The 19,323-nt window shown below is 71.7% G+C and carries 20 protein-coding genes; 12 read left to right on the forward strand and 8 right to left on the reverse strand.

The genetic code is table 11. From position 1 onward, the window contains the following. The first annotated feature begins 78 nt into the window (after positions 1 to 78). On the forward strand, positions 79 to 723 hold the full coding sequence (locus tag ABZ906_RS02420; protein WP_361376409.1) for a winged helix-turn-helix transcriptional regulator: 645 nt from the start codon (positions 79 to 81) through the stop codon (positions 721 to 723). A 52-nt stretch (positions 724 to 775) separates the two neighbouring features. Continuing rightward, positions 776 to 1,681, forward strand: a complete 906-nt coding sequence (locus ABZ906_RS02425) for a HipA family kinase (RefSeq protein ID WP_361376412.1) — start codon at positions 776 to 778, stop codon at positions 1,679 to 1,681. A gap of 59 nt (positions 1,682 to 1,740) precedes the next feature. On the opposite strand, the gene aceB is transcribed toward ABZ906_RS02425, so the two are convergent. Continuing rightward, entirely contained in the window at positions 1,741 to 3,360 is a 1,620-nt protein-coding gene (gene aceB / locus ABZ906_RS02430) for a malate synthase A (protein WP_361376414.1), read from the reverse strand. 225 nt (positions 3,361 to 3,585) lie between these two features. Next, complete coding sequence (locus ABZ906_RS02435; RefSeq protein WP_361376416.1) at positions 3,586 to 4,179, reverse strand: nucleotidyltransferase family protein; 594 nt, start codon at positions 4,177 to 4,179, stop codon at positions 3,586 to 3,588. A 253-nt stretch (positions 4,180 to 4,432) separates the two neighbouring features. Between ABZ906_RS02435 and ABZ906_RS02440 the strand changes: the two genes are divergently transcribed. Further along, complete coding sequence (locus ABZ906_RS02440; RefSeq protein ID WP_361193129.1) at positions 4,433 to 4,753, forward strand: DUF5955 family protein; 321 nt, start codon at positions 4,433 to 4,435, stop codon at positions 4,751 to 4,753. A gap of 236 nt (positions 4,754 to 4,989) precedes the next feature. Here ABZ906_RS02440 and ABZ906_RS02445 read toward each other — a convergent pair whose 3' ends face one another. Both ABZ906_RS02445 and ABZ906_RS02450 read right to left on the reverse strand, forming a co-directional pair. Beyond that, positions 4,990 to 5,691, reverse strand: coding sequence for an ABC transporter ATP-binding protein (locus ABZ906_RS02445; RefSeq protein ID WP_361376418.1), 702 nt, complete (start codon positions 5,689 to 5,691; stop codon positions 4,990 to 4,992). After that, positions 5,688 to 6,773, reverse strand: a complete 1,086-nt coding sequence (locus ABZ906_RS02450) for an FtsX-like permease family protein (protein ID WP_361376421.1) — start codon at positions 6,771 to 6,773, stop codon at positions 5,688 to 5,690. Before ABZ906_RS02450 ends, ABZ906_RS02445 begins: the two co-directional genes overlap by 4 nt. Positions 6,774 to 6,908: 135 nt before the next feature. Between ABZ906_RS02450 and ABZ906_RS02455 the strand changes: the two genes are divergently transcribed. Both ABZ906_RS02455 and ABZ906_RS02460 read left to right on the forward strand, forming a co-directional pair. Continuing rightward, complete coding sequence (locus ABZ906_RS02455) at positions 6,909 to 8,174, forward strand: sensor histidine kinase (RefSeq protein ID WP_361376424.1); 1,266 nt, start codon at positions 6,909 to 6,911, stop codon at positions 8,172 to 8,174. Then, on the forward strand, positions 8,171 to 8,824 hold the full coding sequence (locus ABZ906_RS02460) for a response regulator transcription factor (RefSeq protein ID WP_361193138.1): 654 nt from the start codon (positions 8,171 to 8,173) through the stop codon (positions 8,822 to 8,824). Before ABZ906_RS02455 ends, ABZ906_RS02460 begins: the two co-directional genes overlap by 4 nt. A gap of 39 nt (positions 8,825 to 8,863) precedes the next feature. Here the strand turns inward: ABZ906_RS02460 and ABZ906_RS02465 are convergent, their stop codons facing one another. Then, a complete protein-coding gene (locus ABZ906_RS02465) occupies positions 8,864 to 9,679 on the reverse strand; it encodes an IclR family transcriptional regulator (protein ID WP_361193140.1) in 816 nt (271 codons plus the stop codon). 405 nt (positions 9,680 to 10,084) lie between these two features. Here ABZ906_RS02465 and allB point away from each other — a divergent pair, with 405 nt between their 5' ends. Both allB and alc read left to right on the forward strand, forming a co-directional pair. Beyond that, positions 10,085 to 11,419: an allantoinase AllB gene (gene allB, locus ABZ906_RS02470; protein WP_361376427.1), complete on the forward strand. Its 1,335-nt coding sequence runs from the start codon at positions 10,085 to 10,087 to the stop codon at positions 11,417 to 11,419. Between the two features lie 5 nt (positions 11,420 to 11,424). Next, positions 11,425 to 12,540, forward strand: coding sequence for an allantoicase (gene alc / locus ABZ906_RS02475; protein WP_361376430.1), 1,116 nt, complete (start codon positions 11,425 to 11,427; stop codon positions 12,538 to 12,540). A 99-nt stretch (positions 12,541 to 12,639) separates the two neighbouring features. On the opposite strand, the gene ABZ906_RS02480 is transcribed toward alc, so the two are convergent. Continuing rightward, complete coding sequence (locus ABZ906_RS02480) at positions 12,640 to 13,404, reverse strand: SDR family oxidoreductase (RefSeq protein WP_361193148.1); 765 nt, start codon at positions 13,402 to 13,404, stop codon at positions 12,640 to 12,642. Positions 13,405 to 13,602: 198 nt separating this feature from the next. Here ABZ906_RS02480 and ABZ906_RS02485 point away from each other — a divergent pair, with 198 nt between their 5' ends. From ABZ906_RS02485 to ABZ906_RS02495, 3 genes are all read left to right on the forward strand, one after another. After that, entirely contained in the window at positions 13,603 to 14,508 is a 906-nt protein-coding gene (locus tag ABZ906_RS02485) for a DMT family transporter (protein ID WP_361376433.1), read from the forward strand. A gap of 33 nt (positions 14,509 to 14,541) precedes the next feature. Then, positions 14,542 to 14,940: a hypothetical protein gene (locus ABZ906_RS02490; protein ID WP_361376436.1), complete on the forward strand. Its 399-nt coding sequence runs from the start codon at positions 14,542 to 14,544 to the stop codon at positions 14,938 to 14,940. Between the two features lie 134 nt (positions 14,941 to 15,074). After that, on the forward strand, positions 15,075 to 15,503 hold the full coding sequence (locus ABZ906_RS02495) for a ribonuclease domain-containing protein (RefSeq protein WP_361193155.1): 429 nt from the start codon (positions 15,075 to 15,077) through the stop codon (positions 15,501 to 15,503). A gap of 46 nt (positions 15,504 to 15,549) precedes the next feature. On the opposite strand, the gene ABZ906_RS02500 is transcribed toward ABZ906_RS02495, so the two are convergent. Beyond that, positions 15,550 to 15,756 (reverse strand): hypothetical protein, encoded by a 207-nt coding sequence (locus ABZ906_RS02500; protein WP_361193158.1) that lies wholly within the window; start codon positions 15,754 to 15,756, stop codon positions 15,550 to 15,552. 224 nt (positions 15,757 to 15,980) lie between these two features. Here ABZ906_RS02500 and ABZ906_RS02505 point away from each other — a divergent pair, with 224 nt between their 5' ends. Continuing rightward, entirely contained in the window at positions 15,981 to 17,246 is a 1,266-nt protein-coding gene (locus ABZ906_RS02505; protein ID WP_361378010.1) for a histidine kinase, read from the forward strand. A gap of 165 nt (positions 17,247 to 17,411) precedes the next feature. Further along, on the forward strand, positions 17,412 to 18,083 hold the full coding sequence (locus ABZ906_RS02510; protein WP_361193162.1) for a response regulator transcription factor: 672 nt from the start codon (positions 17,412 to 17,414) through the stop codon (positions 18,081 to 18,083). A gap of 115 nt (positions 18,084 to 18,198) precedes the next feature. Here ABZ906_RS02510 and ABZ906_RS02515 read toward each other — a convergent pair whose 3' ends face one another. Further along, positions 18,199 to 19,218 carry a Gfo/Idh/MocA family oxidoreductase gene (locus tag ABZ906_RS02515; RefSeq protein WP_361376439.1) on the reverse strand — a complete coding sequence of 340 codons (1,020 nt, stop codon included), beginning with the start codon at positions 19,216 to 19,218 and terminating at the stop codon, positions 18,199 to 18,201. Positions 19,219 to 19,323: the final 105 nt, after the last annotated feature.

Raw genomic sequence — 19,323 nt, forward strand, 5'->3', positions numbered from 1 at the left:
TGCCTCCCGTGACGTGAGTTACTTGGTTTTACCAAGCTGGAGCTTGGAAAGTCCAACAACTTGCATAGACTGAGTCGCATGCCACCTGCTCCCAGGACTCGCCGAAGCTATGACCAGTACTGCGCAGCCGCCCGTGCCCTCGACTCCGTGGGCGACCGCTGGACCCTGCTGATCGTCCGGGAGCTCCTGGTCGGCCCGCGCCGCTACACCGACCTGCACGCCGATCTGCCGGGCGTGAGCACGGACGTCCTGGCGTCCAGGCTCAAGGACATGGAGCGCGAGGGCCTGACGACGCGCCGCCGCCTTCCCCCGCCGTCCGCCGCGTACGTCTATGAACTGACCGAGCGCGGTCGCGAGTTGCTGCCCGTCCTGAAGGCCCTCGCCTCCTGGGGCGCGCCCGCCCTTGAGGAGCGCGCTCCGACGGACGCGGTCCGGGCCCACTGGTTCGCGCTGCCGCTGCTGCGGGGCCTCGCGGGGCTCGGGGCGGACGGGGTGATCCAGGTCCGCCTGGACGAGGGCGAGTTCCATGTACGGGTGGGGGGCGGCACGGAGTCGTACGGCGACGGGCCCGCCCCCGACGCCCCCGACGCGCTCCTGACCCTTGACGCGGAGGCCTGCGTCGCCATCGGCCAGGGCGCGCTGACGGTCGCCGAAGGGGTGCGGACGGGCCGGATCGAGGTGTCAGGGGAGAGCGTCCTCGCGAAGGCCCTGCGCGCGGGCTGACCCGGCGAAACCGGATCGTGGTCGGCCCCTCTACCCGCATACAGTTGCCGGTGTGCTGCGAGAAGTGACTGCTGTCCGGTATGTGAACCCGCTGCGGACCGGGGGCTCCGTGCCCGGCGTCGTCGAGGCCGACGACCTGGGGACGTACGTCGTGAAGTTCACCGGCTCCGCGCAGGGCCGCAAGGCGTTGGTCGCGGAGATCATCGTCGGTGAGCTGGCCCGCCGTCTCGGTCTGCGCTTCCCCGAGCTCGTCCTGGTCCACTTCGACCCGGCGGTCGCCTCGGACGAGCCGCACCAGGAGGTGCAGGACCTGCTGCACGCCAGCGCGGGGCTCAACCTCGGCATGGACCTCCTGCCGGGCGCCGAGGACTTCACGCCCGAGGCTCTCGACGTGGACCCGCTGGAGGCGGGCAAGGTGGTGTGGCTCGACGCCCTCACGGCGAACGTCGACCGCACGGTGCACAGCTCGAATCTGATGGTCTGGCCCACGTTCGGCCTCCAGCCGCCGAAACTGTGGCTGATCGACCACGGGGCGGCTCTCGTCTTCCACCACCGGTGGGGAGCGACGGCGCCCGACAAGGCGTACGACTTCCGGCATCACGCGCTCGGCGTGTACGGGCCGGACACGCGGGCCGCCGACGCCGCTCTGGCTCCTCTCGTCACCGAGGAAATGCTCCGCGAGGTCACCGGTCTCGTGCCGGACGCGTGGCTCGCGGATGAGCCGGGGTTCTCGTCCCCGGACGAGGTGCGGGAGGCGTACGTCTCCTTCTTGCTGGCCCGCGCCCGGGCCTCGGCGGACTGGTTGCCGGTGGACTTTCCGGGGCGGGACGAGCTTGCCGCCTCCGATGCCCGGCGCGCCGCCGCTACCGAGCGGGGGCGGCCTGCCTGGCTCAAGCGGGTGCCCGACCTGCACGGGAAGCCACCGGCCGAACAGGACTGGTCGCGGCACATCGGCTGAGGGCAAGGCCCCCGGCGCTGTGCGGTGCCGGGGGCCTTGTCATGCTCTGCGCACGGAAATCAGCGAAGCTGCTCGTACGCCGGGAGGGTCAGGAAGTCCGCGTAGTCCGCGTCCAGGGAGACCTGGAGGAGGAGGTCGTGGGCCTGCTGCCACTTGCCGGCCGCGAAGGCCTCCTCGCCGATCTCGGCGCGGATGGCGTCCAGTTCACCGGCGGCGACCTCACGGGCCAGGTCCGCGGTGGCGGTCTTGCCGTTCTCGAAGACGACGCCCGCGTTGATCCACTGCCAGATCTGCGAGCGCGAGATCTCGGCGGTGGCCGCGTCCTCCATGAGGTTGAAGATGGCGACGGCGCCCAGGCCCCGCAGCCACGCCTCGATGTAGCGGATGCCGACCTGGACGGCGTTGACCAGGCCGTCGTACGTGGGCTTCGCGTCGAGGGAGTCGATGGCGATCAGGTCACCGGGGGCGACGTTCACGTCCTCGCGCAGCCGCTCCTTCTGGTTGGGCTTGTCGCCCAGGACCGCGTCGAAGGACTTCATGGCGATCGGGACCAGGTCCGGGTGCGCGACCCAGGAGCCGTCGAAGCCGTCGCCCGCCTCGCGGTCCTTGTCGTTCTTGACCTTCTCGAAGGCGACCTTGTTGACCTCCGCGTCCTTGCGGGACGGGATGAACGCGGCCATGCCGCCGATCGCGTGCGCGCCGCGCTTGTGGCAGGTGCGGACGAGGAGTTCGGTGTACGCCCGCATGAAGGGGGCCGTCATCGTCACGAGGTTGCGGTCCGGCAGGACGAACTTCGAGCCGCCGTCACGGAAGTTCTTGACGATGGAGAAGAGGTAGTCCCAGCGGCCCGCGTTCAGGCCCGACGCGTGGTCGCGGAGCTCGTAGAGGATCTCCTCCATCTCGTACGCGGCCGTGATCGTCTCGATGAGGACCGTGGCGCGGACGGTGCCCTGCGGGACGCCGACGTAGTCCTGCGCGAAGACGAAGATGTCGTTCCAGAGGCGGGCCTCCAGGTACGACTCCGTCTTGGGGAGGTAGAAGTACGGGCCCTTGCCGAGCTCGATGAGGCGCTTGGCGTTGTGGAAGAAGTACAGGCCGAAGTCGACGAGCGCGCCGGGGATCGGGGTGCCCTCGAACTGCAGGTGGCGCTCGTCCAGGTGCCAGCCGCGCGGGCGCATGACGACGGTGGCGAGCTCGCCGGCGTCCTTGAGGGAGTACGACTTGCCGCTGCGCTCGTCCGTGAAGTCGATGCGGCGCTCGTAGGCGTCGGTCAGGTTGAGCTGGCCGAGGACCACGTTCTCCCAGGTGGGCGCCGAGGCGTCCTCGAAGTCCGCGAGCCAGACCTTGGCGCCCGAGTTCAGGGCGTTGATGGTCATCTTGCGGTCGGTCGGCCCGGTGATCTCGACACGGCGGTCGTTCAGGGCCGCCGGAGCCGGTGCCACCTTCCAGGAGTCGTCCGCGCGGATCGCCGCGGTCTCGGGAAGGAAGTCGAGCGTGGAGGTGCTTGCGATCTCGGCGCGGCGCTCGGCGCGGCGGCTGAGGAGCTCGTCACGGCGGGGCGTGAAGAGCCGGTGCAGCTCGGCCACAAAGGCGAGGGCCGCGTCGGTGAGGACCTCCTCCTGCCGCGGCAGAGGCTCCGCGTCGACGATGGCCAGCGGGGACTGCGCTGGTGCGGACATGAGCTGTCACTTCCTTCAGCGAGCTTCACAGGTGGTGCGCGGCGACCGCCGGGCATTCGCAGTGACACTCAGTGCCACAGGAGCCGAGATACGGCCGTGGGCCCCACTTGAGGGAACGGGTGCTTCTGAACAGTGGATACTAGTTTCCTCATAGTGGAAGTTCAATCGTCTGTTGACGTCGAGATTCTTCTCATCGACAGAACGTGTCGCTGAGTGCCATGCCGGTCACTCAAGGTGGATCAGGTCGGCGGGCGTGTCGATGTCGTATGCCCGGGCGATGTCGCCGCACTCGACGAGCGCTATGTCGTCGGCGTGTTCCTTCAGATAGGCGCGCGCCCCGCGATCGCCCACCGCGCTCGCCGCGATGCCCGCCCAGTGGTCCGCGCCGAAGAGCACCGGATGGCCGCGCTCCCCTTCGTACGCGGCGGCCGCGAGGGTGGCGGGGGAGCGGTGGGCCGCGTACACGCGGGCTATCGCGTCCGGGCCGATGCCCGGCTGATCGACGAGCGAGACGAGTGCGGCGCTCGCGTCGGTGCCGCGCAGGGAGGCGAGGCCCGCCCGCAGCGACGAACCCATTCCCTCGGCCCACTCGGGGTTGTCGATCAGGACGCAGCCGGGCAGCGAGGCCTTCTCGCGTACGACGTCGGCGTCCGCGCCGAGCACCACGTGCACGCGCGTGCAGCCGCCCTCGCGCAGGACGCGGACCGCGTGCTCGACGAGGGGCCGCCCCTGGTGGTCGAGCAGGGCCTTGGGCCGGCCGCCGAGGCGTCGCCCGCCGCCCGCGGCGAGGAGGAGTCCGGCGATCATCGGGTTCGTCATGCCTCCTGCATACCGCACCGGGTGCGCCCGGCCGCGAAAGGCGGAGGGGCCTCGCGCGATCGAGGCGGTGTGTTCCGGCCACAAAGTGGCGCGTCCCGCTTCCCGTGGCGTTTACTGACCCGCGTCCCTCTGGTGTCTGACCAACGCCGTACGGGGACGGCGGGATCCGGACAGGCGGATGTGCCGGTTGAGCTGGATGCGCTGGATGAGCTGGACGAGAACGTGCGCGCGTCGTCGTGCGAGGGGGAGAGCTGTGTTGCGGAGTGTGGGGCAGAGGCTAGTGGCCGGCAGTGATGAGGACCCGCGAGTCGCGGAGCTGGGCGCCGCGGTGTCGCGGCTGCGCCGTGAGCTCGCCGCGCACCCGGTCGAGTTCCCCGACCGGGGCATCGCCGAGGACGAGCTTGCGGCGCTGGCCGCGATGGCGCTGAGCGGGGCGCCGGAGGTGCGGAGGTTGCGGCGGTCGCTGCTGCTTGTCGCGGGGGCGATCGGTTCCGTCAGCGCGCTGGGCGCGGGGCTTGCTGCTGTTCGGGGAGCGGTGGAGCTTTTCGGGGCCCCTGGCCTTGAGCGGCCCTGAATCACCGGCTTCGCCGAGTTCGTCCTCAAGCGCCGGACGGGCTGGAAAGCCTCTGCGCGCCGTCACCGGCTTCGCCGAGTTCGTCCTCGAACGCCGGACGGGCTGGAAAGCCTCTGCGCGCCGTCACCGGCTTCGCCGAGTTCGTCCTCGAACGCCGGACGGGCTGGAAAGCCCCTGCGCGCCGTTGATCACCGGCTCCGCCGAGTTCGTCCTCACACGCCGGACGGGCTGAAATATCAAGCGCCGGACGGGCTGGCTGCCCCCGTCGTGGTGCCCACTCTTCCGTCCACCAGTTCCACCACCCGGTCCGCGATCGTCAGATGTGCGTGGTCGTGGGTGACCAGGACCGTTGCCGTCTGCCACTCCCGTGTGAGGCGGCCGAGGAGATCGAGTACCGCCGCGCCCCGTTCGTGATCCAGGGCGCTCGTCGGCTCGTCGACCAGGAGTACCGCGGGGGAGTTCATCAGCGCCCTGGCGATGCCGATCCGCTGGCGCTGGCCGCCCGACAGCTGATGCGGGCGCCGGTGGGCGAGGTCGGCCAGGCCCACCGTGGCCAGCAGGTCACGCGCCCGCTCCCTGGCCTCGCCCGAGCGTCCGCGGCCGTCGATGCGCGCCATCAGCTCCACCTGTTCGAGCGCGGTCAGGGACGCGAGGAGATTCGGCTGCTGGAAGACGATCCCCATCCGGCGCCGCCGCAGCTCAGCTCGCTCGGCGGCCGACAGCGCCCCCGTTTCCGTGCCGTCGACGACCACCCGGCCCTCGTCGGGCGTCACCAGGGTCGCCGCCACCGCGAGCAGGCTGGACTTCCCGGAGCCGGACGGGCCGACGATCGCCGTCAGCGTCCCTGCGGGGACGTCGAGCCCGACCCCGTCGAGTGCCGTGAGGCGCCCCTCCCCGTCCGCGTACGTCAGTGTGATGTCGTCGAGGGTCAGACTCATCGGGCACTCCCCAGTGCGGTCAGTGGATCCACGGCGGTGATCCTCCGGACGGACAGGCCCGCGCCGAGCGCCCCGAGGGCGACCATCACGGCGGCGGGCCACAGAACGGTCTGAAGATCGAGGACGAAGGGCACGTCGCCGCCGCTGATCGCGGAACCGACCGCCGCCGCGATCCCCGTCCCCAGGGCGGTCCCTGCGGCGAGCATCAGCACGGCCTGCCCGAGCGCGTCCCTGAGCAGGTACGGAGTGGACGCGCCAAGGGCCTTGAGGACCGCGATGTCACCGGCGCGCTGAATCGTCCACACCGTGAAGAACGCCCCTATGACGAGCGCGGAGATGACGAAGAGGAATCCGCGCATGAGCTGAAGCGAACCGTTCTCCGCCTGGTAGGAGCCGATGGCCGTCAGCGCGCCGTCGAGCGATCGGGTCTCCGTGCCCGCCGCCTTGTCACCGGCGGCGAGATCGACGTCGCCGCCGGTCCGCAGCGCGATGACCGTGGCTTGATCGTCCTTCGACGTGCCCCGGTGCCCGAGGCCCTGCCAGTCGTCGAGCGCGGTCCACACGACGGGGGTGTGGCTGTACGAGGCGTCCGACGCGACCCGCGCCACCCGCTCCTCGACCCCGCTCCCGCCGAGCCGGACCGTGTCACCGGCGCCGACGCCGAGGTCCGCCGCGGCCTTCTCGGAGAGCACGGCCTCGCCCGGCGTGACGCCCTGCGGCGCGATCCCGGAGTCCGGCTCCACGCCGAAGGCGGACACGGCGGCCGAGCGGTCACCGGCGGTGGCGTTGAGGGTGCTGATGCCGATGGGCTCGGCGGACCGTACGCCGGGCCGGTCCGCCCAGGTCTCCCAGGCGCGCTGCTCCACCTGCGAACTGGTGAAGGAGGCGGACTGGCCGGGCGGCGGGGCGGCGAAGGCGAGATGGTCCGCGGGCAGGCCGGTGATCGCGGAGGTGTTCTCCCTCGCGAGCCCGGCCGTGAGTCCCGAAAGGAGCCCCACGAGCAGAGTGATGAGCACGACGACGGCTCCCATCAGGGCGAACCGCCCCTTGGCGAACCGAAGGTCTCTCCATGCGACGAACATGCCCCCACCCTCTGTCCGCGCACGCCCCCGCGGCATCGCGCCACAGCACGCTTCACCCGAATCGAAGGGGGTAGCCCACGATCAACCTTTCGGTTGAGGGAAGCGGGGGCGGCTGCGCCTACGCTGGAAGGTCCGATGACCACCCTCACCGACCCTCCGCCCGCGCCCCGGCCCGAGCCCGGCTCCCCGCACCCCGCCGCGCCCCCGCACCCGTCCCGGACCACCCCCGTCGACCTCGTCCTGCGGCTCTGTCTGCACGCGCTGCTCGCCGGGCTGCTCGCGCTCGTCGTCGTGCGGGCGGTGACCGGCGGCGGGTCGGACGCCGGTGCCGTGGTGGCGGTCGTGCTCGTCATGGGAGGCGTGTACGCGGCGGGTGTGCTCAGCCCCGCCGTCGCCCGGTCGCAGCGTGCCGCCGCGATGTGGCTCGTGGCGCTCGGAGTCTGCTGGGCGGTGCTGCTCGTCCTGTCGCCGGCCGGGCTGTGGACGGCCTTCCCGCTGTACTTCCTGCAACTGCATCTGCTGCCGGTGCGCTGGGCGCTGCCCGCCGTCGCGCTGACCGCCGCCGCCGCCATCGCCGGCTTCCTGCTGCACGGCTCGCCCGTCACGCCCGGCAGCTTCATCGGGCCGCTGCTCGGCGCGGCCGTGGCGGTCGCCACTGTTCTCGGGTACGAGGCGCTGTACCGGGAGAGCGAGCGGCGCCGTGAGCTGATCGACGAGCTGGTGGCCACGCGTGCCGAGCTCGCCGCCGCCGAGCGGACCGCGGGGACCCTCGCCGAGCGCGAGCGCCTCGCCAGCGAGATCCACGACACGCTCGCGCAGGGCCTCTCCTCCATCCAGCTGCTGCTGCGCGCAGCTCAACGCGCGCTGCCCGCCGGATCTACCGCCGCCCCGCACATCGAGCAGGCCCGCGCCGCCGCGCAGGACAACCTCGCGGAGGCCCGGCGCTTCGTGCGCGCCCTCAGCCCGCCCGACCTGGAACGCGGCTCGCTGGCCGGAGCCCTCGAACGGCTCTCGGCGTCCGCGTCACCGGGCTCGGACGGCGCGCACGTCGAGGTCCAGTTCACGGTGAGCGGCAAGCCCGTGGAGCTGCCGACGCCGTACGAGGTCGCCCTGCTCCGCACCGCGCAGTCCGCCCTCGCGAACACCGTGCGGCACGCGGACGCCGGGCGCGCGGAGATCACCCTCAGCTTCATGGACACGTCGGTGTCCCTGGACGTGGTCGACGACGGGCGGGGCTTCGATCCGGCCTCCACCACGTCCGCGGACGGCGGGGGATTCGGACTGCCCGCCATGCGGGCGCGGGCCCGCTCGCTCGGCGGGACGCTGAGCGTGGAGTCGGCGCCCGGGCAGGGAACGGCCGTCGCGGTCACGCTGCCGCTGCCGAGGGGAGCCGCGACATGAGTGCCGAAGCGGCTGCCCCCATCAGGCTGCTCCTCGCCGATGATCACCCCGTCGTGCGCGCCGGGCTGCGCGCGGTGCTCGACACCGAGCCCGGCTTCGCCGTGGCGGGGGAGGCGGCGACGGCCGAGGCCGCGGTGTCGCTCGCCGCGACCGGCGCGTTCGACGTCGTACTGATGGATCTGCAGTTCGGGACGGGGATGCACGGGGCGCAGGCCACGGCCGAGATCGCCGCCGTGCCGGGGGCGCCCCGGGTGCTCGTCCTGACGACGTACGACACGGACGCCGACATCCTCGCCGCGGTCGAGGCGGGCGCGGCCGGATACCTCCTGAAGGACGCGCCCCCGGAGGAGCTCGCCGCGGCCGTACGGACCGCCGCCGCGGGGCAGTCCGCGCTCGCCCCCGCGATCGCGCACCGCCTGATGGACCGGATGCGGGCGCCGGGGGAGGCGCTGACCGGGCGGGAGCTGGAGGTGCTGAGGCTGGTCCGCGACGGCCTGTCCAACCAGGAGGTCAGCAAGCGGCTCTTCCTGAGCCAGGCCACCGTGAAGTCACATCTGGTGCACATCTACGCGAAGTTGGGCGTGGACTCCCGTACGGCGGCGGTGGCCGCGGCGACGGCGCGGGGCCTGATCAGGGGCGGCAGGAGTTAGCCGCGGGACGAGCCGGGGTGTCCGGCCCGTCCGGCAGGACTACGCGGGGGAGCCCGAGCTGGCCAGGGCGGCGGAGAGTTCCACGGCCACCTCCTGCAGCACCGGCACGATCTTCTCCACCGCGGCCTCCGTCACACGGCCCGCCGGGCCGGAGATCGAAATGGCGGCCGCCGTGGGGGAGTTGGGGACCGACACCGCCAGGCAGCGCACCCCGATCTCCTGTTCGTTGTCGTCGACCGCGAAGCCCGCGCTGCGGACCTCTTCGAGCGCGTCGAGGAAACCCTCCGGCGTGGTGATCGTCTTCTCCGTGGCCGCGGGCATCCCGGTGCGCGAGAGCAGGGCCCGTACCTCCTCCGGAGGGGTGTGGGCGAGGAGGGCCTTGCCGACGCCCGTGGAGTGCGGCAGGACCCGGCGGCCCACCTCGGTGAACATCCGCATGGAGTGCTTGGACGGCACCTGCGCGACGTACACGATCTCGTCCCCGTCGAGCAGCGCCATGTTCGCGGTCTCGCCGGTCTCCTCGACCAGGCGCGCGAGATAGGGGCGCGCCCAGGTGCCCAGAAGGCGCGAAGCCGATTCGCCGAGCCGGATCAGGCGCGGGCCGAGCGAATAGCGGCGGTTGGGCTGCTGACGTACGTAACCGCAGGCGACCAGCGTGCGCATCAGGCGGTGGATCGTGGGCAGCGGCAGGCCGCTGCTGGCGGAGAGCTCGCTCAGGCCGACCTCGCCTCCGGCGTCCGCCATCCGTTCGAGGAGATCGAAGGCGCGCTCAAGGGACTGGACACCACCGCTGGCGGCGGTCGGCTTGGAGGCGGCGACTTCGGTGGAGGCGTCGCTGGCGCTTGACGTCGGCACGGCGCAGTCCTTTCGGGGCTGACGGGCAAGGCAGCAGCCTACCGGGCGGTTCCCGGCCGGGTCTTGGGGCGGCCCCGGCGTCCCTACCGGTCAGGGCCGGTCGGGGACCGGTCGGGGCGCCTTTGTCCGCTTCTCCGCCGCCACGCCCGGTGATCGTTTGACGGCCCGATTGTGCGTAGCTACGTTCTGGCTGGTGGAATTCTAATTCCACTTTGTGGAAACGTCCAGAGTGTGACGGGGAGCCTCTTGACGGCTCGCGGTCGGCCGTGAAGACTCATTCAACAGAACGTTGAATTCCGTTTAGCGGAATCGAATGGTCTGTGTAGCGGAAAAGAACGAATACACAAGCGACAGCGAACAGGCCGTCGAACAGACGGGCAACAGCGAAGAGAGGGCGTTGAGGACGTGGACGTAGAACTGGTGCTGCGCTCGACTCGCGTGATCACCCCGCAGGGGACCCGCGCCGCCTCGGTCACGGTCTCCGGGGGGAAGATCGCGGCCGTACTGGCGTACGACGCCGACGTACCGGCGGAGGCCAGGATCGAGGATCTGGGCGACGACGTCCTGCTGCCCGGCATCGTCGACACGCACGTCCATGTCAACGACCCCGGCCGCACGGAGTGGGAGGGCTTCTGGACCGCCACCCGCGCCGCGGCCGCCGGTGGCATCACCACCCTCGTCGACATGCCGCTCAACTCCCTCCCGCCGACCACCACCGTCGACAACCTGCGCACGAAGCAGGAAGTGGCCCGCACCAAGGCGCACATCGACGTCGGCTTCTGGGGCGGCGCCCTGCCCGACAACGTCGGCGACCTGGGGCCCCTGCACGACGCCGGTGTCTACGGCTTCAAGTGCTTCCTCTCGCCGTCCGGCGTGGACGAGTTCCCCCACCTGGACCAGGACCGCCTCGCCACCTCCATGGCGGAGATCGCCGGCTTCGGCGGCCTGCTCATCGTGCACGCCGAGGACCCGCACGAGCTGGACGCGGCCCCCCACAAGAGCGGCCCCAAGTACACGGACTACCTGGACACCCGGCCGCGCGTCTCCGAGGACGCCGCGATCGAGGGCCTCATCGGGCTCGCCAAGCGGCTCGGCGCCCGCGTCCACGTACTGCACCTGTCGTCGTCGAACGCGCTGCCCCTGATCGCCGCCGCCAAGCGCGAGGGCGTCAAGCTCACCGTCGAGACGTGCCCGCACTACCTCACGCTCACCGCGGAGGAAGTCCCGGACGGCGCGAGCGAGTTCAAGTGCTGCCCGCCCATCCGCGAGGCCGCCAACCAGGACCTGCTCTGGGACGCGCTCGCCGACGGCACCATCGACTGCATCGTGACGGACCACTCCCCGTCCACCGCAGACCTCAAGACCGACGACTTCGCGACCGCGTGGGGCGGCATCTCCGGGCTCCAGCTCAGCCTCCCCGCGATCTGGACCGAGGCCCGTAAGCGCGGCCACAGCCTCGAGGACGTGGTGCGCTGGATGTCGACGCGCACCTCCGAACTGGTCGGACTCGACCAGAAGGGCGCCATCGAGGCCGGCCGCGACGCCGACTTCGCGGTCCTCGCGCCCGACGAGACCTTCACCGTGGACCCCGCGGAGCTGCAGCACCGGAACCGAGTCACGGCGTACGCGGGCAAGACCCTCAGCGGCGTCGTGAAGTCCACCTGGCTGCGCGGCGAACGCATCCTGCACGGCGGCGAGTTCAGCGAACCCGCAGGCCGACTTCTGGAAAGGAACAACTGATCACCGTGACGGCGATACCTTCTTTCACCGGCGACGCGAGCCCCTACGGCGGCGGCGACCCGTACGCGGACTACCGCACCGCCGACTTCCCCTTCACCCAGTACGCCAACCTCGCCGACCGGCAGCTCGGCGCCGGTGTGATCGCCGCCAACGACGAGTTCTTCGCGATGCGCGAGAACCTCCTCCTCGCGCACCCCGCCGTCTTCGACCCGGAGCACTTCGGGCACAAGGGCAAGGTCATGGACGGCTGGGAGACCCGCCGCCGCCGCGGTGTCTCCGGCGAGCACCCGTGGCCCACCGCCGACGACCACGACTGGGCCCTCGTACGCCTGGGCGCCCCCGGCGTCGTCCGCGGCATCGTCATCGACACCGCCCACTTCCGCGGCAACTACCCGCAGGCCGTGTCCGTCGAGGGCACGAGCATCGACGGTTCGCCGACCCCCGAGGAGCTCCTCGCGGACGACGTGAAGTGGACGACCCTCGTACCGCGCACGGCGGTCGGCGGCCACGCGGCCAACGGCTTCGCCGTCGACCTGGAGCAGCGCTTCACGCACCTGCGCGTCAACCAGCACCCGGACGGCGGCGTCGCGCGCCTGCGCGTCTACGGCGAGGTCGTCGCCGACCCCAAGTGGCTCGCCGCGCTCGGCACGTTCGACGTGGTCGCCCTGGAGAACGGCGGCCAGGTCGAGGACGCCTCCGACCGCTTCTACTCCCCGGCCACCAACACCATCCAGCCGGGCCGCTCCCGCAAGATGGACGACGGCTGGGAGACCCGCCGGCGCCGCGACAACGGCAACGACTGGATCCGCTACCAGCTGGTGGGCCAGTCCGAGATCCGCTCCGTGGAGATCGACACCGCCTACCTCAAGGGCAACTCGGCGGGCTGGGCCGCCCTTTCGGTCCGCGACGGCGAGGACGGCGAGTGGGTCGAGGCGCTGCCCCGCACCCGCCTGCAGCCCGACACCAACCACCGCTTCGTCCTGGACGCCCCGGTCGTCGGCACGCACGTGCGCATCGACATCTTCCCGGACGGCGGCATCTCACGCCTGCACCTCTTCGGTTCGCTGACCGAGGCGGGCGCGAGCCGCCTCGCGGCGCGTCACCAGGAGCTGGGCGGCTGATCAGCTACCGCTGACGGCCCGCCGAAAGACGTGGGGCGCACCGGGTGGAAAGACCCGGTGCGCCCCATCACCATGCCCGCCTCACCATGCCCGCACGGCTCAGGCGCCGTACCCGCCGTCTACCACCAGCTCCGTGCCCGTGACGAACGCGGCGTCGTCTCCGGCCAGATAGGAGACGAGCGAGGCCACCTCGTCGGCCGTGCCGAAGCGGGCGAGCGCCGTCGCGGCCCTCTGCGGCTCGGCGAACGGGCCGTCGGCCGGGTTCATGTCCGTGTCGATCGCCCCCGGGTGCACGACGTTCACGGTGATCCCGCGCCCGGCGAGCTCGCGGGCCAGCGGCTTGGTCATGCCGACGAGCGCCGCCTTGCTCAGCGCGTACAGCGTCCCGCCGGGGCCGCCCGCGTAGCGCGCGAGGCCCGAACCGGTGGAGATGATCCGGCCCCCGTCGGCCATCCTCCCGGCCGCGGCCTGCGAGGCCAGGAAGACCGAACGCACGTTGACGGCGAGCACCCGGTCGACGTCCGAGAGCGCCAGGTCCCCGATGGGGCCGAGGACGCCGATGCCCGCGTTGTTCACCAGGATGTCCAGGCGGCCCAGATCGTCCGCCGCGCGCTCCACCGCGCCCGCCGCGTCGCCCGCGTCGGCCGCGTCCGCCCGGATGGCGAAGCCGCGCCGCCCCGCCGCCTCGATCTTGGCGACGACCTCACGAGCGGCATCCTCGCCGTTGACGTACGTGATGGCCACATCGGCGCCTTCCTGCGCGAGCCGCAGGGCGATGGCCGCGCCGATGCCGCGGCTGCCGCCGGTGACCAGGGCGGTCTTGCCGGTGAGCTTGCCGGTCTGCGTGCCGGTCAGAGTAGACATGTGCGAACTCCATTTGTGTGGATAGGCGTGCAATGCCTGAGAAGTGCTTATGGGTTCAATGAAAGCGGGCGGCGCCTCGTGTGGCTGGCGGGAAATGGACACCGCCTTCCCGGCGTGATCCGCGCCGGATACGGTGATCGACCCACGTGAGAGCCGCCGAAGTCTCCACACCCCCGCATCCGTTGGAGACCGCGCCCCGTGTCGACGCTCGCCGCCCCCGCCGCGCCCGCAGTGCGCCGCGCCTGGCTCACCGATCTGCCCGTCCTGCTCGTGGCCGTCGTCTGGGGCGCCAGCTATCTGGCGGCCAAGGGCATCACGACGACGCACACCGTCATCGCCGTCCTGGTGCTGCGGTTCGCCGTCGTGCTGCCCGCGCTCATGGTCGCGGGGTGGCGCGGCCTGCGCGCACTGACCGCGCCGCAGTGGCGCGGAGCGGCGACTCTCGGGCTGATCCTGAGCGGGATCTTCCTCCTGGAGACGTACGGGGTCGTCCGCACCTCGGCGACCAACGCGGGCCTCATCATCAGCCTCACCATGATCTTCACGCCGTTCGCGGAGGCCGCGGTGACACGGAAGCGGCCGCCGCGCGCCTTCCTCGCGGCGGCCGGACTCTCCGTGCTCGGCGTGGTCCTGCTGACCCAGGGCGGCGGATTCACCCGGCCGTCGGCGGGCGACGGGCTGATCCTCCTGGCGGCCCTCGCGCGCACGGTGCACGTCCTGGCGATGTCGCGGATCAAGGCGGTCAAGGACGCGGACTCGCTGTCGCTCACCACCGTCCAACTGGGCTCGGCGGTCGCGGTGTTCGCGGTGCTCGCCGCGGCAGGGACGGGGGCTTCGCCCTGGTCGGTCGCCGCGGACTTCGGTGCGCGCGAGTGGGCCGGGCTGCTCTTCCTCTCCGTGTTCTGCACGCTCTTCGCCTTCTTCGTGCAGATGTGGGCGGTGCGCAGGACGTCTCCCTCACGGGTGAGCCTGCTGCTCGGCACGGAGCCGCTGTGGGCGGCCGCCGTGGGCATCGCGGTGGGCGGGGAACGGCTGGGCGTGGTGGGCCTGGTGGGAGGTGTCCTTGTGGTGGTGGGGACCAGCTGGGGGCGCGGGGCGCGGTGATACGTTCCGAGGTCGGTCGAACAGGGGGAGCCCATGAGTGAACACTTCGAGCAGGACTTCGCCACGAGCGCCCAGCGGCGCCGTGGCTGGGGCGGCGCGCTGCTCCTCGTGGCGGGCATCATCTGGGCCGTGCTCGCGTACCAGCTGATGGCGCCGTTCAGTGACGGCGACGACGACTCCTCCAGCAGCCGCAAGTGCCAGTCGATGCTGTTCTACGAGGGTGAGGACCCCACCTGGCAGGAGTCCACGTGGGACGACTGCCGCGCGGAGCGCCGGTGGCCCGAGATGCTGGGCTGGCTGGGTCTTTCGGTTCCGCTGTCGGTGGGCGGCGCGGTGCTCTACACCAGCGGGGCCACCAGCCTGCGTATGCGTGAGTACATGGCCGAGCACCGCATCGCCGCCGCGAAGAGCGGGGCGGCCGGGAAGGACTGAGGGTGAAGAGCGGGGCAGCCGGGGAAGACTGACGGCGGCGCACCGGTGAAGTCCGGTAAAGCCCGGTTAACTTCCGGAAAATTCACTGCACTTGACGTTGACACGACAACCTCTACGCGCGTCACACTGGTCCCATGCGAATCCCCCCACGAATCGTGAGCGTCACCGCCCTCGCCGCCGCCCTGCTCGTCGGCGGCCCCGTAGCCGCATCCGCGAGCGCGGTCCCCGACCACCACGCCCCCGTCTCGACGACGTACTCCGCCACGTCCGCCGCCGCCGTCGGCGACATCTGCTACTCCAAGCTGCCCGACCAGGCGCACGACACCCTGGACCTGATCGAGGCGGGCGGCCCCTACCCGTATCCGCAGGACGACACCGTCTTCTCGAACAGGGAAGGCATCCTGCCCTCCCAGAGCTCCGGCTACTACCACGAGTACACCGTGGTCACGCCCGGCTCACCGGACCGCGGCGCGCGCCGCATCGTGACCGGTGAGAAGGACAAGGAGGACTACTACACCGCCGACCACTACGAGTCCTTCGACCTGGTCGACTACGCCTGCTGAGCCCGTCTCCGTACGGCGGTACCGACGGACCACCGTACGGGCGGTACTAACGGACCTTCCGGCTCTCCGCGACGGCGAACAGTGCGAGCGCGAGCACGACCAGCGTGACGCCCGCGTAGACCTCGTAGCCGTCGAGGAACCCGATCCGCTGCACGACGCCCCAGCCGCTCAGGCTGCCGGTCAGCTCGTGCGCCAGGGCTGCCACGCCCTGGATCAGGAAAAGGACGCCGAAGACCTCTAGTACCTGCTTCATGCCGAAGAGCCTCGTCCCGTGGACTCCCCACGCACATCGGCCACGGGGCGAGGTTTCTTCCTGCCGGCCCCTCCGAAAGTCTCAGGTCGCGCGACTTTGGTAGACGATCACGTCCGCGGAGCGGCCGACGCCCTCGGCGGTGCGTAGATTTGTCGACCATGAGCGGCAATGAGCCCACGTCGGTCCCGTCCGGGCCTGTGGCCCCCACGGTGTCTTCGACGCCCATGGCCGGGCGTCGATGGGGGCTGCCCTCGGCCCTCGCCGCCGAGTTCGACCCCGACCGCGGGCCGCAGAAGGGCAGGCGCAGGCCCCGGCGCACCGTGCGTGACTGGCTGGTGGACTTCGCCTGCTTCTTCTCGGCCGTCGCCATCGGCATGGTGGCCGCGGACGCCGTCGGCAGCAATCCGCATGTCTCGCGCGGCTTCGCCGAGGCCGACCAGGTCATCGGCGCGCTCGCCTGCGCCGCCGTCTGGTTGCGCAGGCGCTGGCCGGTCGGGCTCGCCATCGCCATGGTGCCGGTCACCGTGGTCTCCGACACCGCGGGCGGCGCGGCTGCCATCGCCCTGTTCACCCTCGCGGTGCACCGCCCCTTCCGGTACGTCGGCTGGATCGGCGGCCTGTCGATCGCCGTGATGCCGCTCATCTACTGGCTGCGGCCCGATGCCGAGATGCCCTACCCGGTCGCCGTTCTCTTCGGAGTGCTGCTCAGCGCCTCCGTCATCGGCTGGGGCATGTTCGTGCGCTCGCGCCGCCAGCTTCTGCTGAGCCTGCGCGACCGGGCGATCCGGGCCGAGAACGAGGCGGTGCTCCGTGCGGAACAGGCCCAGCGTCTGGCCCGCGAGTCCATCGCCCGCGAGATGCACGACGTGCTCGCCCACCGCCTCACCCTGCTCAGCGTGCACGCAGGCGCACTGGAGTTCCGCCCGGACGCGCCCCGCGAGGAGATCGTCCGCGCGGCCGGTGTCATCCGGGAGAGCTCGCACGAAGCGCTGCAGGATCTGCGCGAGGTGATCGGCGTCCTGCGCGGTGGGGGCAGTGCCGGGGCCGGTGACGGCGAGGCGTCCGGCCGCCCGCAGCCCACCCTCTCCGCCCTGGAGACCCTAGTCGCCGAGTCGCGTGACGCGGGCATGAAGGTCGCGCTCGACCATCGCGTCGACGATCCGGGTGCCGTGCCCGCCGCCGTGGGCCGCACCGCCTACCGCATCGCCCAGGAGGGCCTGACCAACGCCCGCAAGCACGCGCCGGGCGCCGAGGTGACCGTCCTGGTGTCCGGCGCGCCCGGCCAAGGGCTGACCCTGTCGGTACGCAATCCGCCGCCGCCCGGCGACGTGCCCGCCGTCCCCGGTTCCGGCCAGGGGCTCATCGGCCTCACGGAACGGGCCACGCTCGCGGGCGGGCGCATCGAGCACGGGGCCGCGGGGGACGGCGGCTTCCGCGTCGACGCGTGGCTGCCGTGGGACGTGCCGTCCGGCCGCGGGGACGAACTGTGAGCGGGGGAGGGCTGCTTGAGGCCGTACGGGAGGCAGTGCGTGAGGTCGTTGGGGAGGTCGTACGGGAGAGACCGCGCAGAAGCCCCTCTCTGCTACGGCGATCCTGCCCCGGCCCTGGACGGCAGCCGTGATCGGCCGCCCGCCGGTGCTCGTTACTGTGGTCCCATGAACCCGATCCGCGTGCTTCTCGTCGACGACGACCCGCTGGTCCGCGCCGGTCTGTCCTTCATGATGGGCGGCGCGGACGACATCGAGATCGTCGGCCAGGCGGCGGACGGGACCCATGTGGCCCCGCTGGTCGCCGAACTGCGCCCGGACGTGGTCCTGATGGACATCCGCATGCCCACGATGGACGGCCTCGCGGCGACGGAGTCCCTGCGCAAGCGCCCCGACGCGCCGGAGGTCATCGTCCTCACGACCTTCCACGCCGACGACCAGGTGCTGCGGGCGCTGCGCGCGGGCGCGGCAGGCTTCGTCCTCAAGGACACTCCGCCCGCCGAGATCGTCGCGGCGGTACGGGCGGTCGCTGCGGGTGAGCCGGTGCTCTCCCCGACGGTGACGCAGCAGCTGATCACGCAGGTGACGGGGGTGGACCCGCAACAGGGCCGCCGCGAAAGGGCGTTGGAACGGCTCGCGCTCCTCGGGGAGCGGGAGAGGGAGGTGGCGGTGGCGGTGGGCCGCGGCGCGTCGAACGCGGACATCGCCTCGGAGCTTTACCTGAGCGTGGCCACGGTCAAGGCCCACGTCTCCCGCATCCTGACAAAGCTGGACCTCAACAACCGGGTGCAGATCGCGCTGTTGGCGCATGATGCGGGGTTGCTGGACGGAGTGGAGTAACCACCTCCGCCGAGCGGCCGCCCTTCGGCGACTTGCGAGCCCCGCATCTGCCGCCCACCCGCGCACGGCGGTGCCGCGTACTGCATAAGTGCAGCCAGCCCCCGCCCCCACACCGTCAGCCCCCCGCGACCTCCGCCACCCGTACCGCACGTCGTTCTCGGCGGGACAGTTCGCAGGCCTCGGCTACTCGTAGGGCCTGGAGTGCTTCTCGGCCGTCGCACGGGTTTGCCCGTTCCCCGCGTACGACGTCGACGAACGCCGCGAGTTCCGCCTCGTACGCGGGGGCGAACCGTTCCAGGAAGCCGGGCCACGGCTTGTCGGGCGGTGGTGGGCCGGCGGGCTCCGCGGACGACAGGGGCGTGCGGTCGTCGAAGCCGACCGCGATCTGGTCGTCCTCGCCCGCCAGTTCCATCCGTACGTCATAGCCCGCGCCGTTGCACCGCGTGGCCGTCGCCGTGACGAGCGTGCCGTCGTCGAGGGTGAGGACGGCCGCGGCGGTGTCGACGTCGTCCGCCTCGCGGAACATCGCGGGCCCGGCGTCCGACCCCGTCGCGTACACCTCGGTCACCTCACGCCCCGTCACCCAGCGGACCATGTCGAAGTCGTGGACCAGGCAGTCGCGGTAGAGGCCGCCGGAGAGCGGGAGATACGCGGCCGGGGGCGGCGCCGGGTCGGAGGTCATCGCGCGGACCGTGTGCAGCCGCCCGAGCCGCCCCGACCGCACGGCCTCGCGCGCCGCCACGTACCCCGCGTCGAACCGCCGCTGGAACCCCAGCTGGAGCACGCTCCCGGCGGCCTCGACCTCCCCGAGCGCGGCGAGCGTACCCGGCAGATCGAGGGCGATGGGCTTCTCGCAGAAGACCGGCAGCCCGGCCCGCGCCGCCTTGCCGATCAGCTCGGCATGCGCGGAGGTCGCCGCCGTGATCACCACGGCGTCCACGGGACCCGACCGCCCGCTCCCCGTGAAGATGTCGTCCACCGACGCCGCGGAAGCCGCCCCGATCCGCGCCGCGAGCCCGGCCGCGCGCCCGACGTCCGCGTCGGCGACGACCAGCGCATCCACCTCGGGATGTCGCTGAAGAGCCGCCGAATGAAATGTCCCGATACGACCCGTTCCGATCAATCCGATGCGCATGGACCAACCCTCGCCACACCCACCGGTCCTGTCAATCCTTTGTCCGGACAACAGAACTTCAGAACTTCCCGTCATCATTCCCTGCGACTACGCTCGCCGTGTGCC

Origin of the sequence: Streptomyces sp. NPDC046925, assembly GCF_040644915.1 — a bacterium.
GTDB lineage: Bacteria > Actinomycetota > Actinomycetes > Streptomycetales > Streptomycetaceae > Streptomyces.